Genomic DNA, 26,387 nt, shown 5'->3' on the forward strand with positions numbered 1-26,387 from the left:
TGATGGTTACAAGGTAGCCTCATGCGTTATTTTCCCTCTGGAACCTTCCGGCGCGAACGAATTCACAGGAGCTTCAATGCCGAACATTACCTGGTGCGACCTGCCTACGGATGTCTCTTTATGGCCAGGATTGCCGCTCTCTTTAAGTGGTGATGAGGTGATGCCTCTGGATTACCACGCTGGCCGTAGCGGCTGGCTGCTGTACGGACGCGGCCTGGACAAACAACGCCTGACCCAATATCAAACCAAACTGGGTGCAGCGATGGTCATCGTGGCGGCCTGGTGCGTAGAGGATTATCAGGTCATCCGCCTGGCAGGTTCCCTGACGCAGCGCGCGACCCGCCTGGCGCATGATGCCGGCCTGGACGTGGCGCCTCTCGGCAAAATTCCACACCTGAAAACGCCGGGTCTGCTGGTGATGGACATGGATTCCACCGCCATCCAGATCGAGTGCATCGACGAGATCGCCAGGCTTGCCGGTAGCGGCGAGCTGGTGGCCGATGTGACCGAACGCGCGATGCGCGGCGAGCTGGATTTCACCGCCAGTCTGAGACAGCGCGTGGCGACCCTGAAAGGGGCCGACGCGAACATCCTGCGCCAGGTGCGTGATGAGCTGCCGTTAATGCCGGGGCTGACGCAGCTGGTGCTGAAGTTAGAAACGCTGGGCTGGAAAGTGGCTATCGCCTCGGGTGGGTTTACCTTCTTCGCCGACTACCTTCGCGACACGTTGCGCCTGACCACCGTGGTGGCGAATGAGCTGGAAATCATGGACGGCAAGCTGACCGGCCAGGTGATCGGCGATATCGTGGATGCCCAGTACAAAGCCAATACCCTGACCCGTCTGGCGGAAAAATATGAAATTCCTGTCGTCCAGACCGTTGCCATCGGTGATGGCGCGAACGACCTGCCGATGATCAAAGCGGCAGGCCTTGGCATTGCCTTCCATGCCAAGCCTAAAGTGAATGAAAAGACGGAAGTCACCATCCGTCATGCTGACCTGATGGGGGTGTTCTGCATTCTCTCCGGCAGCGTGAACCAGAAATAACGAGGTAAACCGTGGCGAAAGCTCCAAAACGCGCATTTGTCTGTAATGAATGTGGTGCGGATTATCCGCGCTGGCAGGGGCAATGTAGCGCCTGTCATGCCTGGAACACCATCACCGAAGTGCGTGGTGTGGCGGCTTCGCCGAGCGTGGCCCGCAATGAACGCCTGAGCGGTTATGCCGGCAACGCCGGTGTCGCGAAAGTGCAAAAGCTCTCGGATATCAGCCTCGAAGAGCTGCCGCGTTTCTCGACCGGATTCAAAGAGTTTGACCGTGTGCTCGGTGGGGGAGTGGTGCCGGGCAGTGCGATCCTGATCGGCGGTAACCCGGGAGCGGGTAAATCAACACTGCTGTTGCAAACGCTCTGCAAGCTCGCCGAACAGATGAAAACCCTGTACGTCACCGGTGAAGAGTCCCTGCAGCAGGTGGCGATGCGTGCGCACCGTCTTGGCCTGCCAACCGGCAACCTCAACATGCTTTCGGAAACCAGCATCGAGCAAATCTGCATGATTGCCGAAGAAGAGCAGCCGAAGCTGATGGTTATCGACTCCATTCAGGTGATGCACATGGCGGATATCCAGTCTTCACCGGGGAGCGTGGCGCAGGTGCGTGAAACCGCCGCCTATCTCACGCGCTTTGCCAAAACGCGCGGTGTGGCGATTGTGATGGTCGGCCACGTCACGAAAGATGGCTCGCTGGCGGGGCCGAAAGTGCTGGAGCACTGTATCGACTGCTCCGTCATGCTCGACGGCGATGCCGATTCCCGTTTCCGTACGTTGCGCAGCCACAAAAACCGTTTTGGTGCGGTGAACGAGTTGGGCGTGTTTGCCATGACCGAGCAGGGGCTGCGTGAAGTCAGCAACCCGTCTGCCATCTTCCTCAGCCGGGGCGATGAAGTGACCTCCGGTAGCTCGGTGATGGTGCTCTGGGAAGGGACGCGTCCGCTGCTTGTGGAAATTCAGGCGCTGGTGGATCACTCAATGATGGGTAACCCACGGCGTGTGGCCGTTGGCCTGGAACAAAACCGCCTGGCGATCCTGTTGGCCGTACTGCACCGCCACGGCGGCCTGCAGATGGCGGATCAGGACGTGTTCGTCAACGTGGTCGGCGGGGTCAAAGTCACTGAGACCAGTGCGGATCTGGCGCTGCTGCTGGCAATGGTCTCCAGCCTGCGTGACAGACCGCTGCCGCAGGACCTGGTGGTGTTTGGTGAAGTGGGTCTGGCCGGGGAGATACGCCCGGTGCCAAGCGGCCAGGAGCGCATCTCCGAGGCGGCGAAGCACGGCTTTCGCCGCGCCATTGTGCCCGCCGCCAACGTGCCGAAAAAAATCCCGGAAGGGATGCAGGTCTTTGGCGTGAAGAAACTCGCAGATGCGTTAAATGTCTTTGACGACTTATAATTACGTATTCGATTTTGCAGGAGGCACCGTAATTTATGTCATCATTTGACTATATCAAGACCGCAATCCGCCAGAAAGGCTGCACGCTGCAGCAGGTGGCGGATGCCAGCGGCATGACCAAAGGCTACCTGAGCCAACTGCTGAACGCCAAAATCAAAAGCCCCAGCGCACAAAAGCTGGAAGCGTTGCACCGCTTTCTGGGGCTTGAATTCCCGCGTATGCAAAAGAACGTCGGCGTGGTATTTGGCAAGTTTTACCCGCTGCATACCGGGCACATCTATCTGATCCAGCGTGCCTGTAGCCAGGTGGACGAGCTGCATATCATCATGGGTTACGATGAAACCCGCGACCGTCAGCTGTTCGAGGACAGCGCCATGTCGCAGCAGCCAACCGTGCCGGACCGCCTGCGCTGGCTGCTGCAGACCTTTAAGTACCAGAAAAACATTCGTATTCATGCTTTTAATGAAGAGGGCATGGAGCCGTATCCGCACGGCTGGGATGTGTGGAGCAATGGCGTCAAAGCGTTCATGGACGAAAAGGGAATCACCCCGAACTGGATCTACACCTCTGAAGAGTCCGATGCGCCGCAGTTCCGCGAGCATCTGGGCATTGAAACCGTGCTGATCGATCCAAAGCGTACCTTTATGAACATCAGCGGGGCGCTGATCCGCGAAAACCCGTTCCGCTACTGGGATTACATCCCAACCGAGGTAAAACCGTTCTTTGTGCGCACCGTTGCGATTCTGGGCGGCGAGTCGAGCGGGAAATCGACGCTGGTCAACAAGCTGGCCAACATCTTTAACACCACCAGTGCGTGGGAGTACGGGCGTGATTACGTCTTCTCACATCTGGGCGGTGACGAGATGGCGTTGCAGTACTCCGACTACGATAAAATCGCGCTCGGTCATGCGCAGTACATTGATTTCGCGGTGAAATACGCCAATAAAGTGGCCTTCATTGATACCGATTTCGTCACCACCCAGGCGTTTTGCAAAAAATACGAGGGACGCGAGCATCCGTTTGTGCAGGCGCTGATAGACGAATACCGCTTTGACCTGGTGATTTTGCTCGAAAACAACACCCCGTGGGTTGCCGACGGGATCCGCAGCCTCGGCAGTTCCGTCGACAGAAAAGAGTTCCAGAGCATGCTCATCGACATGCTGCACGAAAATAACGTGGAGTTTGTGCATGTGGAGGAGTCAGATTACGACAGCCGTTTCCTGCGCTGCGTAGAGCTGGTGAAAGAGATGATGGGGGAGCAGGGGTAATTCCCTCATCCTAACCCTCTCCTGAGGGAGAGGGCCGGTGTGAGGGGGAACAACCCCCTCAATACTCCACCACCACTTTGCCACGCATATGCCCGTCCAGCACTTTTCGGTGCGCTTCGGTGATGCTTTCGACGCTCAGCCCGTGCAGCGTTTCGCTCAGTGAGCTTTCCACCACGCCGTTATCCACCAGCTTCGCAACCTCGTTTAAGATCTCGCCCTGACGCGCCATGTCGGCGGTCTGGTACATGCTGCGGGTGTACATAAACTCCCAGTGCAGCGCGGCAGATTTGGATTTCAGCTTATCCTGGTTCAACGGATGTGCGTTCTCAACGATGGAGCAGATATGCCCCTGCGGTGCGATCAGTTCACTGACGGCATCCCAGTGGCCGTCGGTATCATTGAGAATGAAAATGTAATCCACAAACGTCAGGCCCTGTTTAGCCAGTTCACCTTTCAGGTCCCGGTAATTCACCACGTGATCGGCACCGCGATCGCGACACCACTGAGCAGAATCTTCCCGCGAGGCGGTCGCGACGATCTTCACGTTGCTGCGATGTTTCGCAAACGGGATCGCCAGCGATCCTACGCCGCCCGCGCCGCCAATAATGAGCAGCGTTTTGTCCGGGCCGGCATCCTGGATATTCAGCCGTTCAAACAATCCTTCCCAGGCGGTGAGGGCGGTTAACGGCAAGGCTGCTGCGGCAGCCCAGCCGAGGCTTGCCGGCTTATGCCCGACAATGCGCGCATCGATCAGCTGATGGGTGGTATTGCTGCCCGGGCGGGTAATATCGCCCGCGTACCACACTTCATCCCCCGGTTTAAAACCGCTAACGCCTGCACCCACGGCTTTCACAATGCCGCTGGCGTCCCAGCCGAGAACGCGTGGTTCCGTCAGGCCGCTTCTGACGATGCCCGCGTGAACTTTGGTATCGACCGGGTTGATGGAAACGGCTTTTACCTCAACCAGCAGATCGTGCTCGCCGGGCTGCGGCATCGGTTGGGTAATTTCAATGAAATCAGCAGGACTGTCTGGATTAACGGCAATGGCTTTAACTGACATGGTGAGCTCCTTTATGGAAAGCGTGTTGTTGAGACTAGTCTATTAAGTGCTCAGCCGCGTGATAAGATGGACAATTGAGAACGAAGTGTTCGTACAGGATGAACAATCATGTTTAAACAACTTCAGGACATGGCGCTGTTTGCGCTGGTGGCAGAGTTGGGCAGCTTTACCGCGGCGGCACAGAAAGCTGAGCTGCCGAAATCCAGCGTCAGCCAGCGAATCAGTCAGCTTGAGCAGCAGGTGGGGATCCGCTTGCTCAATCGTACTACGCGCAGGCTGAACCTGACGTTCGCCGGTGAGCACTATCTGGTTCACTGCCGTGAGATGCTGGCGGCAAGTGAACGGGCGGAGTACGCCATTCAGCGGCTGCGTGAAAACCCCAGCGGTCGGCTGCGCATCACCTGCCCGGCCGGGATCGGCGCGACGCTGCTGGCGCATTTGAATGCGGAGTTCCAGCTCCGCTATCCGGACGTTTCGCTTGACGTGTCCATTTCTGACGACGTGCTCGACCTGGTCGAGTCAGGTTTTGACGTGGCGCTGCGTACCGGTAAGCCGCAGGACTCCTCCCTGATTGGCCGTATGATCGGTCATTGCCCGCGCTATATGCTGGCCTCACCGGCTTACCTGGCGCGCCGGGAGCCGCTGACGCATCCCCGGCAGCTGGTGGATCACCGCTGTATTACCCACAAGGCGTGGTCTGAGTGGCTGCTGCAAAGCGAAAGTGAGGATTACCGTTATCTGCCGGATAACGCCCATCTGACGGATAATCTGGTGTATGCGCGCGAATGTGCCATCGCCGGCGCCGGGATCACGCTGCTTCCCGCTTTTTTGCTTGAGGATAAGGTTGAAAAGGGCGCGCTGGTGAAGGTGCTGCCGGAGTGGAACGTCGAGGGGAACGATCTGTGGCTGGCTTACCCGAGCCGCAAGCTGAACTCGCCGGCGCTGATGCGTTATATCGACTTTGCGATGCAGTGTGATGAGGTGAAGCGGTTTTACGTGGGTGGGTGAACGGTGCGTTACTCACAGGGTGTAGGAACAAACAAAAAAAACGGCAACTGACGTTGCCGTTTTACATTTATTTCGCGATACGTTTGTACTTAATACGTTTCGGCTCCAGCGCATCCGCGCCCAGCGTACGTTTCTTGTACTCTTCGTATTCGGTGAAGTTACCTTCGAAGAACTCCACTTTCCCTTCGTCCTGGTAGTCCAGGATGTGGGTTGCGATACGGTCAAGGAACCAACGGTCGTGCGAGATAACCATTGCACAGCCCGGGAACTCCAGCAGGGCGTTTTCCAGTGCGCGCAGGGTTTCAATGTCCAGGTCGTTGGTCGGTTCATCGAGCAGCAGCACGTTACCGCCAACCTGCAGCAGTTTGGCCAGGTGCAGACGACCACGTTCACCACCGGAGAGCTCGCCCACGCGTTTACCCTGGTCGGTGCCTTTGAAGTTAAAGCGGCCAACGTAAGCGCGGCTTGGCATTTCGGTGTTACCGATACGCATGATATCCAGGCCGCCGGAGACTTCTTCCCACACGGTTTTGCTGTTATCCATGGCGTCACGGAACTGGTCAACGGAAGCCAGTTTCACGGTTTCACCCAGAGTGATTGAACCACTGTCTGGCTGTTCCTGACCGGACATCATGCGGAACAGGGTGGATTTACCCGCGCCGTTCGGACCGATGATCCCCACGATGGCACCTTTCGGTACGGAGAAGGTCAGGTCGTCAATCAGCAGGCGATCGCCATAAGACTTACGCAGATTGGTGACTTCAACCACTTTATCCCCCAGACGTGCGCCAGGCGGAATAAACAGTTCGTTGGTCTCGTTACGTTTCTGGTATTCGGTGTTGTTCAGCTCTTCAAAGCGTGCCAGACGGGCTTTGCCCTTAGACTGACGGCCTTTAGCGCCCTGACGAACCCACTCCAGCTCTTTCTCGATAGACTTACGACGCGCGGCTTCCTGAGAGGCTTCCTGCGCCAGACGCTGGTCTTTCTGCTCCAGCCAGGAGGAGTAGTTGCCTTCCCATGGAATGCCTTCACCACGGTCAAGCTCCAGGATCCAGCCTGCAACGTTGTCGAGGAAGTAACGGTCGTGGGTGATCGCCACAACGGTACCTTCGAAATCGTGCAGGAAACGCTCCAGCCATGCCACGGATTCCGCATCCAGGTGGTTGGTCGGTTCGTCGAGCAGCAGCATGTCTGGCTTTTCCAGCAGCAGACGGCACAGCGCCACGCGGCGGCGTTCACCCCCGGAGAGGTTCGCGATTTTCGCATCCCAGTCTGGCAGACGCAGGGCGTCAGCGGCGCGCTCGAGCTGCACGTTCAGGTTGTGGCCGTCATGTGCCTGGATAATCTCTTCAAACTTGCCTTGCTGAGCGGCCAGTTTATCGAAGTCCGCATCCGGTTCAGCGTATTTGGCATACACTTCATCCAGACCTTTCAGTGCGTTAACGACGTCAGAAACCGCCTCTTCAACGGATTCACGAACGGTGTGTTCCGGGTTGAGCTGAGGCTCCTGCGGCAGGTAGCCAATTTTGATGCCAGGCTGCGGACGGGCTTCACCTTCGATGTCTGTATCGATGCCGGCCATGATGCGCAGCAGGGTGGACTTACCGGCACCGTTGAGACCCAGAACACCGATTTTTGCGCCCGGGAAGAAGCTCAGCGAGATATTTTTAAGAATATGACGTTTCGGCGGGACAACTTTGCCGACACGATGCATGGTATAAACGAATTGAGCCACGTTGGACTTCGCCTCTTTTATCGTGATGAGAAAGAATATCAGCCTCGAAGTGTAGCCTTTTTCCCGTCCTAATCCCAGCCAGGAACGTCGGGAGTGTTAAAACGCGCAAGAAAGGTAAAAAAGTGTCCGCGACGTGGCGCGTTGCAGGATGCCTGGTTAGCATAAGTTAATTAGACTTTGACGTGGCAAGACGCTGCAATTGACGAAAAAACAATGAGGAAGAGCTTGTGGGAAAAGCCAAACAGGTGGTCTGGCGTCTGCTGGCTGCCAGCGTATGCGTGATGGCGGCAAGCCAGGCGGTGCATGCCGATTCACTGGATGAACAACGTAATCGCTACGCCCAGATTAAACAGGCGTGGGACAATAAGCAGATGGATACCGTGCAGGCGCTGATGCCGACCTTAAAAGCGTATCCTCTCTATCCATATCTGGAGTATCGGCAGATCACTGACGATCTCATGAATCAACCCACGGTCACCGTGAATAACTTTATTCAGGCGAACCCGACGCTGCCGCCCGCGCGGACGCTGCAGTCTCGTTTTGTGAACGAGCTGGCACGTCGTGAAGACTGGCGTGGGCTGCTGGCGTTTAGCCCGGAAAAACCGAACACCACCGAAGCCCAGTGTAACTATTACTATGCGAAGTGGGTTACCGGACAGCAGGAAGAGGCCTGGGCAGGCGCGAAGGATCTGTGGTTGACCGGAAAAAGCCAGCCAAATGCCTGTGATTCCCTCTTTGGCGCATGGCGTGCGTCAGGTAAGCAGGATCCGCTGGCGTACCTTGAACGTATTCGCCTGGCGATGAAAGCCGGAAACACGCGGCTGGTTACCACGCTTGCGGGACAAATGCCGTCTGATTATCAGACGATCTCAACCGCCGTCATCGCCCTGGCGAACGATCCGAACAGCGTACTGACCTTTGCCCGCAGCACCGGCGCGACCGATTTTACCCGCCAGATGGCCGCAGTGGCTTTTGCCAGCGTGGCGCGTGACGACGTGGAAAATGCGCGGCTGATGATCCCGCAGCTGGTGCAGGCGCAGCAGCTCAATGAAGATCAAACTCAGGAGCTGCGCGACATTGTGGCGTGGCGACTGATGAGCACCGATGTAACCGACGAGCAGGCGCGCTGGCGAGACGATGCGATTATGCGTTCGAACTCCACGTCGCTGGTGGAGCGCCGCGTGCGTATGGCGCTGGGGACGGGCGATCGCCGGGGGCTGAACACCTGGCTTGCGCGTCTGCCAATGGACGCCAAAGAGAAAGACGAATGGCGTTACTGGCAGGCGGATCTGCTGATGGAGCGCGGGCGTGACGATGAAGCCAAAGAGATCCTTCATGCGCTGATGCAGCAGCGTGGGTTCTATCCGATGGCGGCCGCACAGCGTTTGGGTGAGGAGTACACGTTCCGCATTGATAAAGCCCCTGCTAACGCCAACCCGGCGTTGACTCAGGGGCCAGAAATGGCGCGCGTTCGCGAGCTGATGTACTGGAACATGGACAATACCGCCCGTAGCGAATGGGCGAATCTGGTGACCAGCCGTACGACCGATGAGAAGGCACAGCTTGCCCGCTATGCCTTTGATAACCACTGGTGGGATCTGAGCGTGCAGGCAACGATCGCTGGCAAGCTGTGGGATCATCTCGAAGAGCGTTTCCCACTGGCCTATAAAGATCTGTTTGAGCGCTACACCAGCGGTAAAGACATTCCGCAAAGCTACGCCATGGCCATTGCCCGCCAGGAGAGTGCGTGGAACCCGAAAGTCCGTTCTCCGGTCGGGGCCAGCGGCCTGATGCAGGTGATGCCGGGAACCGCGACGCACACGGTGAAGATGTTTAACATCCCGGGATACAGCAGCCCGTCACAGCTGCTGGATCCGGAGACCAACATCAATATCGGTACCAGCTACCTGCAGTATGTTTATCAGCAGTTCGGCAATAACCGCATCTTCTCCTCGGCGGCGTATAACGCAGGCCCGGGCCGCGTGCGCACCTGGCTTGGCAACAGCGCCGGGCGCATTGACGCCGTCGCGTTTGTGGAAAGTATTCCGTTCTCGGAAACCCGCGGCTACGTGAAGAACGTATTGGCTTATGACGCCTACTATCGCTATTTCATGGGACAAAAAGATACCCTGATGAGCGATGCTGAGTGGCAGAGACGTTACTGATGGGGGCGGGTTGTGTTATGCTGTACTCGTTAATGAGTACAACAGGCGGCATAACATGACCCAGCATTCCCCGTATTCCTCGGCAATGGCCGAACAACGTCATCAGGAGTGGCTTCGTTTTGTGGAGTTGCTCCGCCAGTCTTATGACCAGGATCTGCATTTGCCTTTATTGCAGCTGATGCTGACGCCGGATGAGCGTGAAGCCCTGGGCACACGCGTGCGGATCATCGAAGAGCTGTTGCGCGGTGAGATGAGCCAGCGTGAGCTCAAAAATGAGCTGGGCGCGGGTATCGCAACGATCACCCGCGGATCGAACAGCCTGAAATCCGCACCGGTGGAGCTGCGTCAGTGGCTGGAGTCTGTGCTGCTGGGCGCTCAGCGATAAATCGCGTTATGGAACGGGCTCAGGGCCAGAATCACCGCCTGGTGGTAAACGCCTGAACGCGTTAGTGCGCCAGCGGTAAAGACGCCAATCGCGCCTTCTTTGCGGCCAATTTCATCGATGCCGGTGTACTGAGACATCACCGGCCCGAGCGCTTCACCCGCGGATACTTTTTCCAGAATGATTTTTGGCAGCGGCAGGGTTGCTGAACGCGCTTCTCCACGCTGTTCACGGTTCTCGATGACCACCCAGCTGAACGTCGCGCCTTCGTCGATACCCGCTTCAATTGCCACCCAGAAGTCAGCATCCGGTGCGGCAGCCCTGGCGTTTGCCACGCGATTTCGTGCGCCAGCGCGCGTTTCCTCGCTGCCAAATGGCTGTTCAGGCACGCCGCTCTCGACGCCGATGGCATCAATATGGCAGGATCCTTCGCCGAAAATCTCTTCGAATGCCCTTAGAATTGCCTGAATTTTGGCAGGATTGGTGGTAGCAGAGACAACATGGTGCATAATTAAGCTCGATTCAAAAAAAACTCATCGCAGTATAACGGAAAAAAAGCATGTTACAGGTATACCTTGTTCGCCACGGTGAGACGCAGTGGAACGCCGAGCGACGTATTCAAGGCCAGTCAGACAGTCCTCTTACTGAAAAGGGTGTGCAGCAGGCGTGGCAGGTGGCAGAACGCGCCAGAACGCTGGGCATTACGCATGTTATCACCAGCGACTTAGGTCGCACACAGCAGACGGCGCGCATCATTGCCGATGCCTGTGGTTGTGATGTCATGATCGAGCCGCGTCTGCGCGAGCTGGATATGGGCGTGCTGGAAAAACGGCATATTGATACGCTGACGGAAACGGAAGAGGGCTGGCGTCGCACGCTGGTCAACGGCACCGAAGATGGCCGTATTCCGGAAGGCGAATCCATGCAGGAGCTGAGCGTGCGTATGCATGCCGCGCTGGCGGAATGCCTGAAGCTTCCGGCCGGGAGCCGTCCGCTGCTGGTGAGTCACGGTATTGCGCTGGGCTGCCTGGTGAGCACGATTCTGGGGTTACCTGCGTATGCAGAGCGCCGTTTGCGTCTGCGCAACTGCTCTATTTCCCGTATCGACTATCAGGAAAGCGCGTGGCTGGCGTCAGGTTGGGTCGTAGAGATGGCAGGGGACATTTCGCATCTTGATGCCCCTGCACTTGACGAACTTCAGCGTTAACGACGTATCGGAATTAAGAATTCCATACGCAGATTGATTGGGCCTTCTTCCGGTTTAGCATCGCTTGCCGGATAGTAGCGCTCAATATCCTGACCTTTACGGCGATTCAGGTTCAGCATTGGCATGCAGGTTCCGTAAACGGTCAGGATAAATTCCTGTACACCCGTTCCCAGCCCTTCATAAGCGAACATCACGTATTCGCCGCCTTCCAGCACCACGGGCTTTGAACCCTGAATATAGCCATTCGCCAGCTCTGGCGTTAACGCGGTGGTGTAGAACACCTCCTGCTCGTCGTCTTTTTCCTGGCTTGGGTGCGTTTCGTTGAGACCATACAGGATGGGCGGGATCGCCGGTGCATGGCTCAGGAAGTCGCGCCAGAACTGAACGCGCATCTGATGACGGAATTCGGAAATCTGCTCCAGCGAACAGGAGTAGCTTTGCGTCGTACCAATCAGGTGCGTTTCTGGCAGGGTGATAAATTCATATTTCGGCATTGCAAACTCGCCCAGACGCAGCGGCGGACGCATGCCAAACGAGCTCCAGTCAGGCGAGCGGCGATAGAGCGCTGGCGTTAACGAGAACTGTTTTTTAAAGGCGCGGGTAAAGGTTTGCTGCGAGTCGAAACGATATTGCAGTGCAATATCCAGAATCGGCCGCGCGGTCAGGCGTAATGCCACCGCTGATTTTGACAGACGACGTGCGCGGATATAGGCCCCGATAGCATGACCGGTGACATCCTTGAACATCCTTTGCAGATGCCACTTGGAATAGCCTGCTTTAGCCGCCACATTATCCAGTGACAAAGGCTGGTCGAGATGACCTTCCAGCCAGGTGAGCAGGTCGCGAATAATTCCAGCCTGATCCATATACTATCCTCATCCTTAAAACAGCAGGTGCCTGATAACAGGTTAGCGGATAATAGCATTTTTTGATGTTTTAGCATTCAGTGTTTTTTTTGCTCATTAATGCCTTTTGTTCCTCGTTTTGGGTGAATATATTCTAATCCTGTGATCTTGCTACATTTTTGTCTACAGTGTTGAATAATCGCTCAGCGTAATTCTTAAAAATGGTAACAATATGAAATACAAGACTTTGATCTTCACTGCCCTGATGTTGACGGTGGGGCACGCCGCGCAGGCGGAACAGATTGGTTCTGTCGATACCGTTTTCAAAGTGTTCGGCCCGGACCACAAGATTGTGGTGGAGGCGTTTGACGATCCGGACGTGAAAAACGTCACCTGCTACGTTAGTCGGGCGAAAACCGGGGGCATTAAAGGCGGGCTTGGGCTGGCTGAAGATACCTCCGATGCGGCAATCTCCTGCCAGCAGGTCGGTCCTGTGGAGCTGAGTGACAAAATCAAAAACGGCAAAGCGCAGGGCGACGTGGTTTTCCAGAAACGGACCTCGCTAGTGTTTAAAAAGCTGCAGGTGGTGCGTTTTTATGATGCCAAACGCAACACGCTCGCCTATCTGGCCTATTCCGACAAAGTGGTTGAAGGTTCACCGAAAAACGCCATCAGCGCCGTGCCGATCATGCCGTGGCACTAATTCAGGGATGAATCATGCAGCAACCTCTGGTCTGGCTGGTTGAGGACGAAATCAGTATCGCCGACACGCTACTCTACATGCTTCAGCAGGAGGGGTTTGCGGTGAAGGCTTTCGGGCGTGGGTTACCGGTACTGGAAGAGGCGCGGCGGCAGGTCCCCGCGCTGGCGATTCTGGATGTCGGGTTGCCTGACATCAGCGGCTTTGAACTCTGCCGTCAGCTTCTGGCGCAGCATCCGTCACTGCCGATCCTCTTCCTGACGGCGCGAAGTGACGAGGTGGATAAGCTGCTCGGGCTGGAGATGGGCGCGGATGATTATGTCGCTAAACCCTTCTCCCCGCGTGAAGTCTGTGCCCGGGTGAGGACTATTCTACGGCGGTTACAAAAATCCACCGCCCCCGCCGAGATCGTGCGTATCGGGCAGTTTGAACTGAACGAACCCGCCGCCAGAATCAGCTGGTATGGGGAGCCTTTACCGCTCACGCGCTACGAGTTCCTGCTGCTCAAAACATTGTTGCAGGCGCCGGGCCGGGTCTTTTCTCGCCAGCAGCTTATGGACAAAGTGTGGGGCGAAGACGGCGATAGCTTCGATCGTACCGTGGATACGCATATCAAAACCTTGCGCGCCAAGCTGCGCGCGGTCAATGACGGGCTTTCGCCCATCAGTACCCATCGCGGGATGGGTTACAGTCTGGGGCTTTATTAATGCGTATTGGCATGCGTCTGCTGCTGGGCTATTTCCTGATTGTCGCTATCGCCGCGTGGTTTGTGCTGTCTATCTTCGTGCAGGAGGTCAAGCCCGGCGTGCGCAGAGCCACCGAAGGCACGCTGATTGACACCGCGACCCTTCTGGCGGAAGTGGGGCGAGACGACCTGCTCGCAGGCAATCCGCAGCAGGGCAAGCTGGCTCAGGCCTTTTCACGGCTCCATCAGCGGCCGTTTCGCGCCAACATTGGCGGCATTCATAAAGTCCGCAACGAGTACCACGTCTACATGACCGACGCCACGGGCAAGGTGGTGTTTGATTCGGCGGGCCTGGCGGTAGGAAAAGACTACTCCCGCTGGAATGACGTCTGGCTGACGCTTCGCGGGGAATATGGCGCGCGCAGCACCCAGAGCAACCCTGACGATCCGGAAAGTACGGTGATGTATGTTGCCGCACCGGTCATGGACAGGGGCAACATTATCGGCGTGCTGTCGGTCGGAAAACCTAACAGCGCCATGGCACCGGTTATTCACCGTAGCGAGCGGCGGATCCTGTGGGCGGGTGGGGCGCTGCTCGGCATTGCCCTGCTGATTGGTCTGCTGGTGGCGGGATGGATCAATCGTTCCATTGGCAGATTGTCGCGCTACGCCGATGCGGTGACCACGGACACGCCTCTCCCGCTGCCTAACCCCGGCAGCAGTGAGCTACGAAAGCTGGCGCAGGCGCTGGAAAATATGCGCATTCGCCTCGAGGGTAAGAATTACATCGAGCATTATGTGCATGCGCTTACTCACGAACTCAAAAGCCCGCTGGCGGCGATCCGCGGCGCGGCAGAGATCCTTAATGAGCAGCCGCCGCCGGCGGTGGCCGCGCGGTTTATCGATAATATTCTGGTGCAAAACGCGCGTATGCAGTCGCTGGTGGAAAAACTGCTCTCTCAGGCGCGTCTTGAAAACCGGGTAGAGATAGAGCCGGAGAGCGTGAGTATCAGCACGCTGTTTTCACGGCTTGCGGATTCACGCTCCGCCGTTATCACGGCGAAAAATATCATCCTGACCTGCCAGCCCACTTCGCTGCAGGTGCAGGGTGACCCCGAGCTGCTTGAACAGGCGCTGGGCAATTTGCTGGATAATGCCATCGATTTTACTCCACAGGGCGGGACGCTTCAGCTGGCTGCCGAGGAGACGCCAACCGAGATTCGGCTTACCGTAAGCGACAGCGGAAGCGGGATCCCGGACTATGCCATGGCGCGTATTTTTGAACGTTTTTACTCGCTCCCTCGCGAGAACGGGTTGAAAAGCAGCGGGCTGGGTCTGGCATTCGTGCAGGAGGTGGCGCGTCTGCATCAGGGGGACATTGCTCTGCATAACCAACCAGAAGGCGGCGTGAAAGCCACGCTGACACTTCACCGTCACTTCACATAACTTCAAACTGGCCCCACATAGCCCCGGTACGCTCTCCTCATCACAAAGGAGACGTAATGATGAAATCCCCCCTGTTCTGGAAAGTAAGCACCCTGCTGGGGTGCATTCTGCTGTTGTTAGTCCCGCTCTTTATGGTCAGTAACCTGATTTCGGAGCGTGAGAGCTACCGTAACGATGTTGAACACTCGCTTCGCCAAAGCACCAGCGGGCCGCAAAAGCTGGTAGGGCCGCTGATTGCCATTCCTGTCACCGAGGTTTTTTACAAACTTGAGGATGAGAAAAAGGTCGAATACAAAAAAAGCTACCTGCACTTTATCCTGCCGGAATCTCTGCTCGTTGAGGGAAATCAGCACGTGGAGTCCAGAAGCATCGGTATTTATGACGGGCAAATCTGGAACACCGATCTCAAAATAAAAGCGCAGTTTTCGACGGAGAAAATGGCGCAGCTGAAGGGCGAAACCATGACGCTGGGGCAACCATTCCTGGTGATTGGCGTGGGTGATGCCCGGGGCATTGGTACGGTGAAGGTCGCAAAAATCAACGGTGAGGCGCTCAGCGTAGAACCGGGAACCGGCGTGTATGGCACACTTGCCGGTATTCATATTCCGCTGAGTGATAAAGCCCTTGAGCCGAAAACGCTCGCCCTTGATATGTCGTTTAACCTGGCGGGGACGGGCAGTTTTGCGGTGGTGCCTGTCGGGCGTAATAGCGAAATGACGCTGAGCAGTAACTGGCCGCACCCGGGATTTATGGGATACTACTTGCCTGTTAAGCATCAGATTAGCGAGTCTGGTTTCCAGGCAAACTGGCAGAGCAGCTGGTTTGCTAACAACATGCAAAGCTGGTTCGCCGAGGGCGAGTCACCGGAGTGGAGTTCTATCCCGGCCTTTAGCGTGACGGTTGCCACGCCAGCGGATCAGTACCAACTAACAGACCGCGCGATCAAGTACGCTATTTTACTGATTGCCCTGACGTTTATGGCCTTCTTCGTGTTCGAAACCCTCACCGGATTGCGTCTGCACCCAATGCAGTATCTGCTGGTGGGGTTGTCGCTGGTCCTCTTCTATCTCGTCTTACTTGCCCTGTCTGAGCATGTCGGGTTTACGCCGGCCTGGATTATGGCAAGCCTTGTCGGCGCGATGATGAATGGTGTGTACCTGCAGGCGGTACTGAAAAGCTGGAGGCGAAGCGGGGTGTTTATTCTGGCGCTGCTGGGGCTGGATGTCGTGATGTGGTTCCTGCTGCGTTCTGAGGACAGCGCGTTGCTGCTGGGAGCTGCCGTACTGGCGATGGCACTGTTTGCGGTCATGTACCTGACGCGTCACCTTGACTGGTATTCACTCTCTCAGCCGAAGCGTCCTGTCCCCCCCGTTGAATCTGATGCGGATACGATGCGAGTCTGGAAATAAAAAACGGCGCGAAAGCGCCGTTTTTTTTTACTTCAGTTGCCGGATTACTCCTGCAGGTCGCCGCAGAAACGATAACCTTCACCGTGAATAGTGGCGATAATTTCCGGCGTATCAGGCGTAGATTCGAAATGTTTACGGATACGACGGATGGTCACGTCTACGGTACGGTCGTGCGGCTTCAGCTCACGGCCGGTCATTTTCTTCAGCAGTTCTGCACGGGACTGAATTTTGCCCGGATTTTCACAGAAGTGCAGCATCGCGCGGAATTCACTGCGCGGCAGTTTATACTGCTCACCGTTCGGGCTAATCAGTGAACGGCTATTGATATCAAGTTCCCAGCCGTTGAACTTGTAGCTGTCTACGCTACGACGCTCTTCGCTGACCGTGCCCAGGTTCATGGTGCGGGACAGCAGGTTGCGTGCACGAATGGTTAACTCGCGTGGATTAAACGGTTTAGTGATGTAGTCATCCGCACCGATTTCCAGGCCAAGGATTTTATCAACTTCGTTATCACGGCCTGTCAGGAACATTAACGCGACGTTCGCCTGTTCACGCAGTTCGCGCGCCAGAAGAAGGCCGTTTTTGCCCGGCAGGTTGATATCCATGATCACCAGGTTGATATCATTTTCAGAAAGGATCTGATGCATCTCTGCGCCATCGGTCGCTTCAAAGACATCGTAGCCTTCTGCTTCGAAAATGCTCTTTAACGTGTTGCGTGTTACCAACTCGTCTTCAACGATAAGAATGTGCGGGGTCTGCATGTTTGCTACCTAAATTGCCAACTAAATCGAAACAGGAAGTACAAAAGTCCCTGACCTGCCTGATGCATGTCGCAAATTAACATGACCGGCCTAACGTGACTAAAGTACGTAATTGCGTTCTTGATGCACTTTCCATCAACGTCAACAACATCATTAGCTTGGTCGTGGGTACTTTCCCTTTGGACCCGACAGTGTCAAAAACGGCTGTCATCCTAACCATTTTAACAGCAACATAACAGGCTAAGTGACACCAGACACCCAATAAAACTACGCTTCGTTGACATATATCAAGTTCAATTGTAGCACGTTAACAGTTTGATGAAATCATCGTAGCCGAATGCTAGCCTTTGTCACAATTTTTCAATAAACCAACTAGTTGCGTACCTTGATTTATAAACGATACGAATCCAATCAGAAAAGAGTATTCATGAGGTCATTACCATTATAAAACATAAGGATAATAGCCTTCTGTTAACATTCTAACTGATTGTTCAGCCACAAAATAGTTTAGCGTTTTTAATTTGTTCTGAAACGCTATTTCGGTGATTTGTGTTGCATTTTTGTAAATTCGCGCCGCGTAATATGTTGAAGTGCATCACATTTTTACCCGCTAACTGATTAAAAAGAGAGCATAAATGCATCTGTCGATTGTACTGGTCGCCCCAGCCAGAGCCGAAAATATAGGCGCTGCGGCGCGTGCCATGAAGACCATGGGGTTTACCGATCTTCGCATCGTGGACAGCCAGGCGCACCTCGAGCCCGCGGCCCGTTGGGTGGCGCACGGTTCAGGGGATATTCTCGATAATATAACCACTTACGACACGCTCGCCGCTGCGCTGCACGACATTTCTTTTACCGTGGCGACCACGGCACGCAGCCGGGCAAAGTTCCACTATTACGCCACGCCGGCGGAACTGGTGCCGATGTTAACGGAGAAAAGCCAGTGGCTGACGAAGGCCGCGCTGGTCTTTGGGCGGGAAGATTCCGGTCTGACGAACGAGGAGCTGGCGTTGGCGGACGTCCTGACCGGTGCGCCGATGGTGGCGGATTATCCGTCGCTAAATTTAGGCCAGGCGGTAATGGTGTATTGCTATCAATTAGCCTCCCTAATACAAATTCCTCAACCCCAGGCTGAAGGGGCAGATGAAAACCAGCTGGCCGCGCTGCGCGCTCGCGTTGACCAACTGTTATTACAACTCGGTGTCGAGGAAGATCAAAAAATGGCGGACTGGCTGCATCAGCGACTTGGGCGTCTTGAGCAGCGAGACACGGCAATGTTGCACCGTTTGCTGCATGATATTGAAAAAAAATTGGCCGAGTAAAATGCTGTCATAAGTTTTTACTATGGCGTATCCGTCTGTCTGGGTGGGGTGCGTCTGGGGGAATCGGATGAAAATAAATCTGCAAGCAGCGGGACGTAAGAGCGTCCCGAATTGTGATCAAATTAAAAATTCATTGACTTAAGGTGCCCAATCCTTTAACCCTAAAAGAATACAGCACAGACAGATAATAATGACAGAGTACACAACATCCATGAAACGCATCAGCATCACCACCATTACAACAACCATCATCATTACCACAGGAAATGATGCGGGCTGACGCGTACAGGAAAAACAGAAAAAAGCCCGCACCCAAACAGTGCGGGCTTTTTTTTCGGCTAAAGGAAACGAGGTAGAACCATGCGAGTGTTGAAGTTCGGCGGTACATCAGTGGCAAATGCAGAACGTTTTCTGCGTGTTGCCGATATCCTGGAGAGCAACGCCAGGCAGGGGCAGGTCGCGACCGTGCTCTCTGCCCCGGCAAAAATCACCAACCACCTGGTGGCGATGATTGAAAAGACCATCGGTGGCCAGGATGCACTCCCGAACTTGAGCGACGCCGAGCGTATCTTCGCTGAGCTGCTGCAGGGACTGGCGGAGGCGCAGCCGGGTTTCCCGCTCGCACAGCTGAAATCCTTTGTTGAGCAAGAGTTCGCCCAAATCAAACACGTGCTGCACGGTATCAGCCTTTTAGGTCAGTGCCCGGACAGCATCAACGCGGCGTTAATCTGCCGTGGTGAAAAATTGTCGATTGCCATCATGGCGGGCCTGCTGGAAGCGCGTGGCCACAATGTGTCGGTTATCGATCCCGTTGAAAAACTGCTGGCAGTGGGTCACTACCTCGAGTCTACCGTTGATATAGCCGAATCAACCCGCCGCATTGCCGCGAGCAAAATTCCGTCTGACCATATGATCCTGATGGCGGGCTTCACCGCCGGAAACGAGAAGGGTGAACTTGTCGTACTGGGCCGTAACGGCTCCGACTACTCTGCTGCCGTGCTGGCAGCCTGTTTGCGCGCCGACTGTTGTGAGATCTGGACTGACGTCGACGGTGTATACACCTGCGATCCGCGCCAGGTACCGGACGCCAGGCTGCTGAAGTCGATGTCATACCAGGAAGCGATGGAGCTTTCCTACTTCGGCGCTAAAGTTCTTCACCCTCGCACCATCTCTCCCATTGCCCAGTTCCAGATCCCTTGCCTGATTAAAAACACCGGTAACCCGCAAGCGCCAGGCACGCTGATTGGTGCCAGTACCGATGAAGACGGCCTGCCGGTGAAAGGCATTTCTAACCTGAACAATATGGCCATGTTCAGCGTTTCCGGCCCGGGAATGAAAGGCATGGTCGGTATGGCGGCCCGCGTTTTCGCGGCCATGTCCCGCAACGGTATCTCGGTTGTGCTGATCACTCAGTCCTCTTCTGAATACAGCATCAGCTTCTGCGTACCGCAGGGGGATTGCCTGCGCGCCCGTCGTGCGCTGGAAGAAGAGTTTTACCTTGAGCTGAAAGAAGAGCTGCTGGAGCCGCTTTCTATCCAGGAACGCCTGGCGGTTATCTCGGTGGTGGGCGACGGTATGCGTACGCTGCGCGGTATCTCGGCCAAATTCTTTGCCGCGCTGGCCAGGGCCAACATCAACATTGTGGCCATTGCCCAGGGGTCATCTGAGCGTTCAATCTCGGTGGTCGTTGACAACGACGATGCGACAACCGGCGTTCGCGTGGTTCATCAGATGCTGTTCAACACCGATCAGGTGATCGAGCTGTTCCTGATTGGCGTGGGCGGTGTGGGTGGCGCGCTGCTGGAGCAGGTGAAGCGTCAGCAGGAGTGGTTGAAGAAAAAGCACATTGATCTGCGCGTGTGCGGTATCGCGAACTCAAAAGCGCTGCTGACCAACGTTCATGGCCTGAACCTGGAAAACTGGCAGGCTGAGCTGAATGATGCCAAAGAGCCCTTTAATCTGGGCCGGTTAATCCGTCTGGTGAAAGAGTATCACCTGCTTAACCCGGTCATTGTCGATTGTACCTCGAACCAGGCGGTGGCCGATCAGTACGCCGATTTCCTGCGCGAAGGTTTCCACGTGGTGACGCCAAACAAAAAGGCCAACACCTCGTCGATGGATTACTATCACCAGCTGCGTCTGGCGGCGAGCAAGTCACGGCGTAAGTTCCTCTACGACACCAACGTGGGCGCGGGCCTGCCGGTGATCGAGAACCTGCAAAACCTGCTGAACGCGGGGGATGAACTGCAGCGTTTCTCCGGCATTCTTTCCGGCTCGCTGTCGTTTATCTTCGGCAAGCTGGATGAGGGCATGAGCCTGTCGGAAGCGACCCGTGCCGCGCGTGAACTGGGGTACACCGAGCCGGATCCGCGAGACGATCTCTCCGGTATGGATGTGGCGCGTAAGTTGCTCATACTGGTGCGTGAAACGGGCCGTGAGCTGGAGCTTTCCGATATCGTGATTGAGCCTGTTCTGCCTGCCGGGTTTGACGACAGCGGTGACGTGAACACCTTTATGGCCAATTTAGCGCAGCTAGACGACGCCTTTGCCGCACGCGTTGCGAAAGCCCGTGATGAAGGTAAGGTATTGCGCTATGTTGGCAATATTGAAGACGATGGTATGTGCCGCGTGAAGATTGCTGAAGTGGATGGCAACGACCCGCTGTTCAAAGTAAAAAACGGCGAAAACGCCCTCGCGTTTTACAGCCACTATTATCAGCCACTGCCGCTGGTGCTTCGCGGCTATGGCGCAGGGAATGATGTTACCGCGGCGGGTGTATTTGCCGATTTGCTGCGTACCCTGTCATGGAAGTTAGGAGTTTAACATGGTGAAAGTTTATGCCCCGGCTTCCAGCGCCAACATGAGCGTCGGATTTGATGTGCTGGGTGCGGCGGTGACGCCGGTGGATGGTTCGCTGCTGGGCGATACGGTAACGGTTGAAGCGGCAGAGAGCTTTAGCCTGAATAACGTGGGCCGCTTCGCCAGCAAACTGCCGACAGACCCGCGCGAGAATATCGTTTATCAGTGCTGGGAGCGGTTCTGTCAGGAGATCGGCAAAAATGTGCCGGTCGCCATGACGCTGGAAAAAAGTATGCCGATTGGCTCTGGTCTGGGTTCCAGCGCTTGCTCCGTGGTCGCCGGGCTGGTGGCCATGAATGAGCACTGCGGCAAGCCACTGAATAATAACCGTCTGCTCGGGTTAATGGGCGAGCTGGAAGGGCGCATCTCCGGCAGCATTCATTATGACAACGTCGCCCCCTGCTTCCTCGGCGGTATGCAGCTGATGATTGAAGAAAATGGCATCATCAGCCAGCAGGTGCCAGGGTTTGATGAGTGGCTGTGGGTGCTGGCCTATCCCGGCATTAAGGTATCCACCGCTGAAGCGCGTGCGATCCTGCCTGCGCAGTATCGTCGTCAGGACTGTATCGCTCACGGACGTCATCTGGCCGGCTTTATTCACGCCTGCTACACCCGTCAGCCGCAGCTGGCAGCAAAATTAATGAAAGACGTTATCGCCGAGCCGTACCGCACTAAGCTGCTGCCTGGCTTTAACGAGGCGCGACAGGCGTCAATGGATACCGGCGCACTGGCGTGCGGTATCTCCGGCTCCGGCCCGACGCTGTTCGCCCTGTGTGATAAGCCAGACACGGCGCAGCGCGTGGCGGACTGGCTCTCTAAACACTACCTGCAAAATCAGGAAGGCTTTGTTCATATTTGCCGTCTGGACACGGCTGGCGCACGAGTACTGGGATAACGAATGAAACTCTACAACCTTAAAGATCATAACGAGCAGGTCAGCTTCGCGCAGGCGGTGACTCAGGGACTGGGCAAAAATCAGGGGCTGTTCTTCCCCCATGACCTGCCGGAATTTCAGCTGACCGACATTGATGAACTGCTGAAGCAGGATTTTGTCACCCGCAGCACTAAAATTCTCTCTGCCTTTATCGGCGATGAAATCCCGCAGGAGCTGCTGGAAGAGCGCGTGCGTGCAGCGTTCGCTTTCCCGGCACCGGTTAAGCAGGTTGAGCCGGATGTCGGCTGCCTTGAGCTGTTCCACGGTCCAACCCTGGCGTTTAAAGACTTCGGTGGCCGCTTTATGGCGCAGATGCTGACTCACATCAGCGGCGACAAACCGGTAACGATTCTGACAGCGACCTCCGGCGATACCGGTGCGGCCGTTGCCCATGCGTTCTATGGTCTGAAGAACGTTCGCGTGGTGATCCTCTACCCGAAAGGCAAAATCAGTCCGCTGCAGGAAAAACTGTTCTGTACGCTCGGGGGCAACATTGAAACCGTGGCGATTGACGGCGATTTCGATGCCTGCCAGGCGCTGGTCAAGCAGGCCTTCGATGATGAAGAGCTGAAAGTGGCGCTGGGTCTGAACTCGGCGAACTCCATTAACATCAGCCGTCTGCTGGCGCAGATCTGCTACTACTTCGAAGCGGTTGCACAACTGCCACAGGAGGCGCGCAATCAGCTGGTCGTCTCCGTACCAAGCGGCAACTTTGGTGACCTGACGGCGGGCCTGCTGGCGAAATCGCTCGGCCTGCCGGTAAAACGCTTTATCGCCGCCACTAACGCCAACGACACCGTGCCGCGCTTCCTGAAAGACGGTAAATGGGCGCCGAACGCCACGCAGGCGACGCTTTCGAATGCGATGGACGTAAGCCAGCCGAACAACTGGCCGCGTGTGGAAGAGCTGTTCCGCCGTAAGGTCTGGCGTCTGGGCGATCTGGGTTATGCCGCGGTGACGGATGAGACCACCAAAGCCACCATGCGTGAGCTGAAAGCGGTGGGGTACACCTCTGAACCGCATGCGGCGATCGCCTACCGTGCGCTGCGCGATCAGCTGAATCCGGGGGAGTATGGCCTGTTCCTGGGAACGGCTCATCCGGCGAAGTTCAAAGAGAGCGTGGAAGTGATTCTGGGTGAAACGCTGCCGCTGCCAAAAGAGCTGGCCGAGCGTGCGGATCTGCCGCTGCTTTCGCATGAACTGCCCGCGGATTTCGCCGCGCTGCGTAAGTTGATGATGACGCGCGGATAACGGTTCTGTCACCCTATGCAGGCCGGGTAAGGTGAAACTTACCCGGCTTTTTTTATGGAGAAATTAAGGAGAAAAATAGCAGTAAAAAAGCAGAAATTCCCAATAAATGCGGTCACTTAGCGATTAGGATTGCAGAGAATAACATCCCCCGTCCTCCTCACGTATTCTCCTTACATCGGCCCACATCGGGTAAATGAATAAGGAGTCACCTATGTCTAAACTGAAACCTGCTCTGCTGGTGCTTTCAATGATGCTGGTCGCTCCGATGGCGGTTCAGGCCTCTGAAATCACCCTCGTCCCTGCGGTAAAACTGCAGATTGGCGATCAGGATAATCGTGGTCACTACTGGGATGGTGGCCGCTGGCGCGACCATGACTGGTGGAAGGCTCACTATGACTGGCGCGATAATCACTGGCGCCCACATGACGAGCATCACGATCGTCATCATGATGACCACCATCACGATCGTCACGACGACCCGCGTCCTGGCCCGGACTGGAAACACCATTAATGCAAAACCCCGCCATCTGGCGGGGTTTGTTTTACTGCTCGTGGCGCTTAAACACCAGTTCGCCTTTTCCCGACGCTTCTTCATCGAAGAAGTAGCCTTCGCTGTTGAAGCCAGTCAGTTGCTCCGGCTTCGTCAGGCGGTTCTGAATGATGTAGCGGCTCATCAGCCCACGCGCTTTTTTGGCGTAGAAGCTGATGACCTTGAACTTGCCGTTTTTCTCATCGAGGAAAACGGGCTTGATAATTTCCGCATCCAGCTTTTTCGGCTTCACCGATTTGTAGTATTCATCGGAGGCCAGATTGATCACCACATTATCGCCCTGAGCACGCAGCGCAGCGTTCAGTTTGTCGGTGATGATATCGCCCCAGAAATGGTACAGATCTTTGCCTTTAGGGTTTTCCAGGCGGATACCCATCTCCAGACGATACGGCTGCATCAGATCCAACGGGCGCAGCACGCCGTACAGACCTGACAACATGCGCAGATGCTGCTGGGCGAAGTCGAAATCGGCTTCGCTAAAATCTTCCGCCTGCAGGCCGGTATACACATCACCTTTAAACGCCAGAAGCGCCTGGCGGGCGTTGTTCGGCGTGAAGTCCGGGTGCCACTCGTGGAAACGGGTCGCGTTAAGATCCGCCAGTTTGTCGCTGATGCTCATCAGCGAGGCAATTTGTGGCGCAGAGAGCTTACGCGCGACGTGAATCAGCTGTTGCGAATAGTCCAGCAGTTCAGGCTGGGTATAGCGCTCGGTGGCGAGCGGGCTCTGGTAATCGAGCGTTTTAGCAGGTGAAATCAGAATCAGCATATCCAGTCCTTGCAGGAAATTTAGAGCGACTTTAGCAAAAAATCGCCCTCAATTGATCGATAGCTGTTATTGCCGTGGCAAATCATCCCAGGTGCCAGGCGCAATTTGCGCCTGGATGTCGGGATAGCGCGAGGCATCAAAGACCGGCGGTACGCCCAGTTTGCGCTGACGAAGATAGTCCCGTGCGATAAGCGTAACCACGGGTGAGAGCAGCAGGATCGCCGTCAGGTTAGTGATGGCCATGAGCGCCATAAAGACATCCGCCAGTTGCCAGACCAGCGGCATGCTGAGCAGCGAACCTGCTAACACCATCAGTATCACCCCGAGGCGCAGCAGCGTGATCATACGGCGGGAGTCCACTTTCAGGAAAATAAGGTTATTTTCGGCGTAGAGGTAATTCACAACAATCGAGCTGAAGGCGAATAACAGCAGGATGAGCGAGACAAACCCGGCTCCCCAGCCGCCCGTCAGATTCACGAGTGCCTGCTGAAGCAGTTGTATGCCGGCTGTTTCCGATGAGTGAGGTACCGGGCCAGCCAGCAGCAGGATCATGGCGCTGGCGGAACAGATAATAATGGTGTCCGTAAAAACGCCAATCATCTGAACAATGCCTTGTGCCGCCGGGTGGGGCGGCCAGGACGCGGCGGCGGCTGCGGCATTGGGCGTTGATCCCATACCGGCTTCATTGGAGAACATTCCGCGCTGAAAGCCCGACATCAGCGCCTGGCTGAACGTATAGCCCAGTGCGCCCGATGCCGCCTCGCGCCAGCCAAATGCGCTTTTGAAGATGGTTGCAATCACTTCCGGCACCTGCTCGATATGCCGTGCGGCGACGAACAGGCTGGCGGCAACCCACAGCAGCGCCATGACCGGTACCAACCACTGCATCAGGCGGGCGACACCTTTTAGGCCGGTCGAAATGGTCAGCAGGATACAGAGGGCTAAAACAAGCCCGGTGATCCACTCCGGACACGCAAAGGCATAGCGCAAGGCATGGGCGACAGAATTCGCCTGAACGGTATTGAAAATCAGACCGTAGGCGAGCAGTAAAAACAGCGAAAACAGCACGCCCATCCAGCGCATTCCTAAGCCACGCGCCATGTACCAGGCCGGGCCGCCGCGAAACTGTCCGTTTTTATCTTTTTCTTTGTAGAGTTGGGCGAGGGCGCTTTCGGCAAAGGAGGTGGCCATCCCGATAAGGGCCGTGACCCACATCCAGAAAACAGCGCCCGGGCCACCGGCGCTGATGGCCAGTGCCACCCCTGCCATATTACCGCTGCCGAGGCGTGCTGCAATGCTGGTGCAGAGGGCCTGGAAAGAGGTTAATCCGCCCGGCTGGGGCGTGACGCTGTTTTTCAGACTTCTGCCAAATTTGCGAATATAACGAAACTGGATAAACCCGCTGCGTAGCGTAAACCAAATACCTGCACCCAGCAGCAGGTATATCATTATCGAACCCCAAAGGACTTCATTAATAAAGAAAAGGAAATCAGGCATTAACGTCCCTCTTGTTGATGCCAAAATGAATATGTAAGCGCTACCACTGATTGGACATGCTGTTACTTAGCAGCCTGTTAATATTCTGAGTTTAT

Annotated in this window: 25 protein-coding genes and 1 other annotated feature; of the genes, 18 read left to right on the forward strand and 7 right to left on the reverse strand. The window is 55.8% G+C overall.

What is annotated here, in order from left to right:
• Nucleotides 1–76: 76 nt before the first annotated feature.
• From serB to nadR, 3 genes are read left to right on the forward strand one after another with little or no spacing between them, the layout of a single operon-like run.
• Nucleotides 77–1,045 carry a phosphoserine phosphatase gene (gene serB / locus ACMVME_RS11365; protein WP_068795227.1) on the forward strand — a complete coding sequence of 323 codons (969 nt, stop codon included), beginning with the start codon at nucleotides 77–79 and terminating at the stop codon, nucleotides 1,043–1,045.
• An 11-nt stretch (nucleotides 1,046–1,056) separates the two neighbouring features.
• Complete coding sequence (gene radA, locus ACMVME_RS11370) at nucleotides 1,057–2,442, forward strand: DNA repair protein RadA (protein WP_014168542.1); 1,386 nt, start codon at nucleotides 1,057–1,059, stop codon at nucleotides 2,440–2,442.
• A 35-nt stretch (nucleotides 2,443–2,477) separates the two neighbouring features.
• Nucleotides 2,478–3,710, forward strand: a complete 1,233-nt coding sequence (nadR, locus tag ACMVME_RS11375) for a multifunctional transcriptional regulator/nicotinamide-nucleotide adenylyltransferase/ribosylnicotinamide kinase NadR (protein ID WP_014168543.1) — start codon at nucleotides 2,478–2,480, stop codon at nucleotides 3,708–3,710.
• Nucleotides 3,711–3,768: 58 nt separating this feature from the next.
• Here the strand turns inward: nadR and ACMVME_RS11380 are convergent, their stop codons facing one another.
• Nucleotides 3,769–4,770, reverse strand: coding sequence for a zinc-binding alcohol dehydrogenase family protein (locus tag ACMVME_RS11380; RefSeq protein ID WP_032679592.1), 1,002 nt, complete (start codon nucleotides 4,768–4,770; stop codon nucleotides 3,769–3,771).
• 108 nt (nucleotides 4,771–4,878) lie between these two features.
• Here ACMVME_RS11380 and ACMVME_RS11385 point away from each other — a divergent pair, with 108 nt between their 5' ends.
• Entirely contained in the window at nucleotides 4,879–5,778 is a 900-nt protein-coding gene (locus ACMVME_RS11385) for a LysR family transcriptional regulator (RefSeq protein ID WP_032681692.1), read from the forward strand.
• 67 nt (nucleotides 5,779–5,845) lie between these two features.
• Here ACMVME_RS11385 and ettA read toward each other — a convergent pair whose 3' ends face one another.
• Complete coding sequence (gene ettA, locus ACMVME_RS11390) at nucleotides 5,846–7,513, reverse strand: energy-dependent translational throttle protein EttA (RefSeq protein WP_014168546.1); 1,668 nt, start codon at nucleotides 7,511–7,513, stop codon at nucleotides 5,846–5,848.
• A 227-nt stretch (nucleotides 7,514–7,740) separates the two neighbouring features.
• Between ettA and sltY the strand changes: the two genes are divergently transcribed.
• Together sltY and trpR are read left to right on the forward strand one after the other, a co-directional pair.
• A complete protein-coding gene (gene sltY / locus ACMVME_RS11395; RefSeq protein ID WP_014168547.1) occupies nucleotides 7,741–9,678 on the forward strand; it encodes a murein transglycosylase in 1,938 nt (645 codons plus the stop codon).
• 55 nt (nucleotides 9,679–9,733) lie between these two features.
• Complete coding sequence (gene trpR, locus ACMVME_RS11400) at nucleotides 9,734–10,063, forward strand: trp operon repressor (RefSeq protein ID WP_020885267.1); 330 nt, start codon at nucleotides 9,734–9,736, stop codon at nucleotides 10,061–10,063.
• Here the strand turns inward: trpR and yjjX are convergent.
• Nucleotides 10,054–10,569 carry an inosine/xanthosine triphosphatase gene (gene yjjX, locus ACMVME_RS11405; RefSeq protein ID WP_014168549.1) on the reverse strand — a complete coding sequence of 172 codons (516 nt, stop codon included), beginning with the start codon at nucleotides 10,567–10,569 and terminating at the stop codon, nucleotides 10,054–10,056. The genes trpR and yjjX overlap by 10 nt on opposite strands.
• Before the next feature lie 50 nt (nucleotides 10,570–10,619).
• On the opposite strand from yjjX, the gene gpmB reads away from it, so the two are divergent.
• A complete protein-coding gene (gene gpmB / locus ACMVME_RS11410; RefSeq protein ID WP_014168550.1) occupies nucleotides 10,620–11,267 on the forward strand; it encodes a 2,3-diphosphoglycerate-dependent phosphoglycerate mutase GpmB in 648 nt (215 codons plus the stop codon).
• Here the strand turns inward: gpmB and robA are convergent.
• Nucleotides 11,264–12,133: an MDR efflux pump AcrAB transcriptional activator RobA gene (gene robA, locus ACMVME_RS11415; RefSeq protein WP_014168551.1), complete on the reverse strand. Its 870-nt coding sequence runs from the start codon at nucleotides 12,131–12,133 to the stop codon at nucleotides 11,264–11,266. The two genes, gpmB and robA, sit on opposite strands and share 4 nt — an antisense overlap.
• 211 nt (nucleotides 12,134–12,344) lie before the next feature.
• Here robA and creA point away from each other — a divergent pair, with 211 nt between their 5' ends.
• The 4 genes from creA to creD are packed head-to-tail and all read left to right on the forward strand — an operon-like array spanning nucleotide 12,345 to nucleotide 16,352.
• On the forward strand, nucleotides 12,345–12,815 hold the full coding sequence (creA, locus tag ACMVME_RS11420) for a protein CreA (RefSeq protein ID WP_014168552.1): 471 nt from the start codon (nucleotides 12,345–12,347) through the stop codon (nucleotides 12,813–12,815).
• A gap of 14 nt (nucleotides 12,816–12,829) precedes the next feature.
• On the forward strand, nucleotides 12,830–13,519 hold the full coding sequence (gene creB / locus ACMVME_RS11425) for a two-component system response regulator CreB (protein ID WP_014168553.1): 690 nt from the start codon (nucleotides 12,830–12,832) through the stop codon (nucleotides 13,517–13,519).
• The gene (gene creC, locus ACMVME_RS11430) at nucleotides 13,519–14,943 is read left to right on the forward strand and encodes a two-component system sensor histidine kinase CreC (RefSeq protein WP_068795226.1); all 1,425 of its coding nucleotides are present in this window, start codon (nucleotides 13,519–13,521) and stop codon (nucleotides 14,941–14,943) included. The genes creB and creC overlap by 1 nt, the downstream gene beginning before the upstream one ends.
• Nucleotides 14,944–14,999: 56 nt before the next feature.
• Entirely contained in the window at nucleotides 15,000–16,352 is a 1,353-nt protein-coding gene (gene creD, locus ACMVME_RS11435; RefSeq protein WP_068795225.1) for a cell envelope integrity protein CreD, read from the forward strand.
• A gap of 44 nt (nucleotides 16,353–16,396) precedes the next feature.
• Here creD and arcA read toward each other — a convergent pair whose 3' ends face one another.
• A complete protein-coding gene (arcA, locus tag ACMVME_RS11440) occupies nucleotides 16,397–17,113 on the reverse strand; it encodes a two-component system response regulator ArcA (RefSeq protein ID WP_003856501.1) in 717 nt (238 codons plus the stop codon).
• Between the two features lie 95 nt (nucleotides 17,114–17,208).
• Here arcA and yjjY point away from each other — a divergent pair, with 95 nt between their 5' ends.
• The 7 genes from yjjY to ACMVME_RS11475 all read left to right on the forward strand — a co-directional run bounded on the left by yjjY (nucleotide 17,209) and on the right by ACMVME_RS11475 (nucleotide 23,990).
• Nucleotides 17,209–17,349: a protein YjjY gene (gene yjjY, locus ACMVME_RS11445; RefSeq protein ID WP_001541509.1), complete on the forward strand. Its 141-nt coding sequence runs from the start codon at nucleotides 17,209–17,211 to the stop codon at nucleotides 17,347–17,349.
• Nucleotides 17,350–17,748: 399 nt separating this feature from the next.
• Nucleotides 17,749–18,435 carry a tRNA/rRNA methyltransferase gene (locus ACMVME_RS11450; protein ID WP_068795224.1) on the forward strand — a complete coding sequence of 229 codons (687 nt, stop codon included), beginning with the start codon at nucleotides 17,749–17,751 and terminating at the stop codon, nucleotides 18,433–18,435.
• Between the two features lie 211 nt (nucleotides 18,436–18,646).
• A complete protein-coding gene (gene thrL, locus ACMVME_RS11455) occupies nucleotides 18,647–18,715 on the forward strand; it encodes a thr operon leader peptide (protein ID WP_015572623.1) in 69 nt (22 codons plus the stop codon).
• Nucleotides 18,654–18,771: a sequence feature (Thr leader region), on the forward strand. Its footprint overlaps the gene before it by 62 nt.
• Nucleotides 18,772–18,795: 24 nt before the next feature.
• A complete protein-coding gene (thrA, locus tag ACMVME_RS11460; RefSeq protein WP_014168557.1) occupies nucleotides 18,796–21,258 on the forward strand; it encodes a bifunctional aspartate kinase/homoserine dehydrogenase I in 2,463 nt (820 codons plus the stop codon).
• 1 nt (nucleotide 21,259) lies between these two features.
• Nucleotides 21,260–22,189 (forward strand): homoserine kinase, encoded by a 930-nt coding sequence (gene thrB, locus ACMVME_RS11465; protein ID WP_014168558.1) that lies wholly within the window; start codon nucleotides 21,260–21,262, stop codon nucleotides 22,187–22,189.
• Between the two features lie 3 nt (nucleotides 22,190–22,192).
• Nucleotides 22,193–23,479 (forward strand): threonine synthase, encoded by a 1,287-nt coding sequence (gene thrC / locus ACMVME_RS11470; RefSeq protein WP_025205477.1) that lies wholly within the window; start codon nucleotides 22,193–22,195, stop codon nucleotides 23,477–23,479.
• 211 nt (nucleotides 23,480–23,690) lie between these two features.
• The gene (locus tag ACMVME_RS11475) at nucleotides 23,691–23,990 is read left to right on the forward strand and encodes a DUF2502 domain-containing protein (protein WP_020882537.1); all 300 of its coding nucleotides are present in this window, start codon (nucleotides 23,691–23,693) and stop codon (nucleotides 23,988–23,990) included.
• Between the two features lie 31 nt (nucleotides 23,991–24,021).
• Here ACMVME_RS11475 and yaaA read toward each other — a convergent pair whose 3' ends face one another.
• A complete protein-coding gene (yaaA, locus tag ACMVME_RS11480) occupies nucleotides 24,022–24,795 on the reverse strand; it encodes a peroxide stress protein YaaA (RefSeq protein ID WP_025205476.1) in 774 nt (257 codons plus the stop codon).
• A 66-nt stretch (nucleotides 24,796–24,861) separates the two neighbouring features.
• Nucleotides 24,862–26,292, reverse strand: coding sequence for an alanine/glycine:cation symporter family protein (locus tag ACMVME_RS11485; RefSeq protein ID WP_032681687.1), 1,431 nt, complete (start codon nucleotides 26,290–26,292; stop codon nucleotides 24,862–24,864).
• Nucleotides 26,293–26,387 lie beyond the last annotated feature (95 nt).

This window comes from Enterobacter cloacae complex sp. 2024EL-00711 (genome assembly GCF_047529885.1).
Classification (GTDB): Bacteria; Pseudomonadota; Gammaproteobacteria; order Enterobacterales; family Enterobacteriaceae; genus Enterobacter; species Enterobacter ludwigii.

Bases quoted from the DNA above. Each gene is read 5' to 3' on its own strand.
- serB (WP_068795227.1), top strand. From the start codon at position 77: ATGCCGAACATTACCTGGTGCGACCTGCCTACGGATGTCTCTTTATGG.
- nadR (WP_014168543.1), top strand. From the start codon at position 2,478: ATGTCATCATTTGACTATATCAAGACCGCAATCCGCCAGAAAGGCTGC.
- ACMVME_RS11380 (WP_032679592.1), bottom strand. From the start codon at position 4,770: ATGTCAGTTAAAGCCATTGCCGTTAATCCAGACAGTCCTGCTGATTTC.
- ACMVME_RS11385 (WP_032681692.1), top strand. From the start codon at position 4,879: ATGTTTAAACAACTTCAGGACATGGCGCTGTTTGCGCTGGTGGCAGAG.
- trpR (WP_020885267.1), top strand. From the start codon at position 9,734: ATGACCCAGCATTCCCCGTATTCCTCGGCAATGGCCGAACAACGTCAT.
- yjjX (WP_014168549.1), bottom strand. From the start codon at position 10,569: ATGCACCATGTTGTCTCTGCTACCACCAATCCTGCCAAAATTCAGGCA.
- gpmB (WP_014168550.1), top strand. From the start codon at position 10,620: ATGTTACAGGTATACCTTGTTCGCCACGGTGAGACGCAGTGGAACGCC.
- robA (WP_014168551.1), bottom strand. From the start codon at position 12,133: ATGGATCAGGCTGGAATTATTCGCGACCTGCTCACCTGGCTGGAAGGT.
- creA (WP_014168552.1), top strand. From the start codon at position 12,345: ATGAAATACAAGACTTTGATCTTCACTGCCCTGATGTTGACGGTGGGG.
- creB (WP_014168553.1), top strand. From the start codon at position 12,830: ATGCAGCAACCTCTGGTCTGGCTGGTTGAGGACGAAATCAGTATCGCC.
- creC (WP_068795226.1), top strand. From the start codon at position 13,519: ATGCGTATTGGCATGCGTCTGCTGCTGGGCTATTTCCTGATTGTCGCT.
- creD (WP_068795225.1), top strand. From the start codon at position 15,000: ATGATGAAATCCCCCCTGTTCTGGAAAGTAAGCACCCTGCTGGGGTGC.
- arcA (WP_003856501.1), bottom strand. From the start codon at position 17,113: ATGCAGACCCCGCACATTCTTATCGTTGAAGACGAGTTGGTAACACGC.
- ACMVME_RS11450 (WP_068795224.1), top strand. From the start codon at position 17,749: ATGCATCTGTCGATTGTACTGGTCGCCCCAGCCAGAGCCGAAAATATA.
- thrA (WP_014168557.1), top strand. From the start codon at position 18,796: ATGCGAGTGTTGAAGTTCGGCGGTACATCAGTGGCAAATGCAGAACGT.
- thrB (WP_014168558.1), top strand. From the start codon at position 21,260: ATGGTGAAAGTTTATGCCCCGGCTTCCAGCGCCAACATGAGCGTCGGA.
- thrC (WP_025205477.1), top strand. From the start codon at position 22,193: ATGAAACTCTACAACCTTAAAGATCATAACGAGCAGGTCAGCTTCGCG.
- ACMVME_RS11475 (WP_020882537.1), top strand. From the start codon at position 23,691: ATGTCTAAACTGAAACCTGCTCTGCTGGTGCTTTCAATGATGCTGGTC.
- yaaA (WP_025205476.1), bottom strand. From the start codon at position 24,795: ATGCTGATTCTGATTTCACCTGCTAAAACGCTCGATTACCAGAGCCCG.
- ACMVME_RS11485 (WP_032681687.1), bottom strand. From the start codon at position 26,292: ATGCCTGATTTCCTTTTCTTTATTAATGAAGTCCTTTGGGGTTCGATA.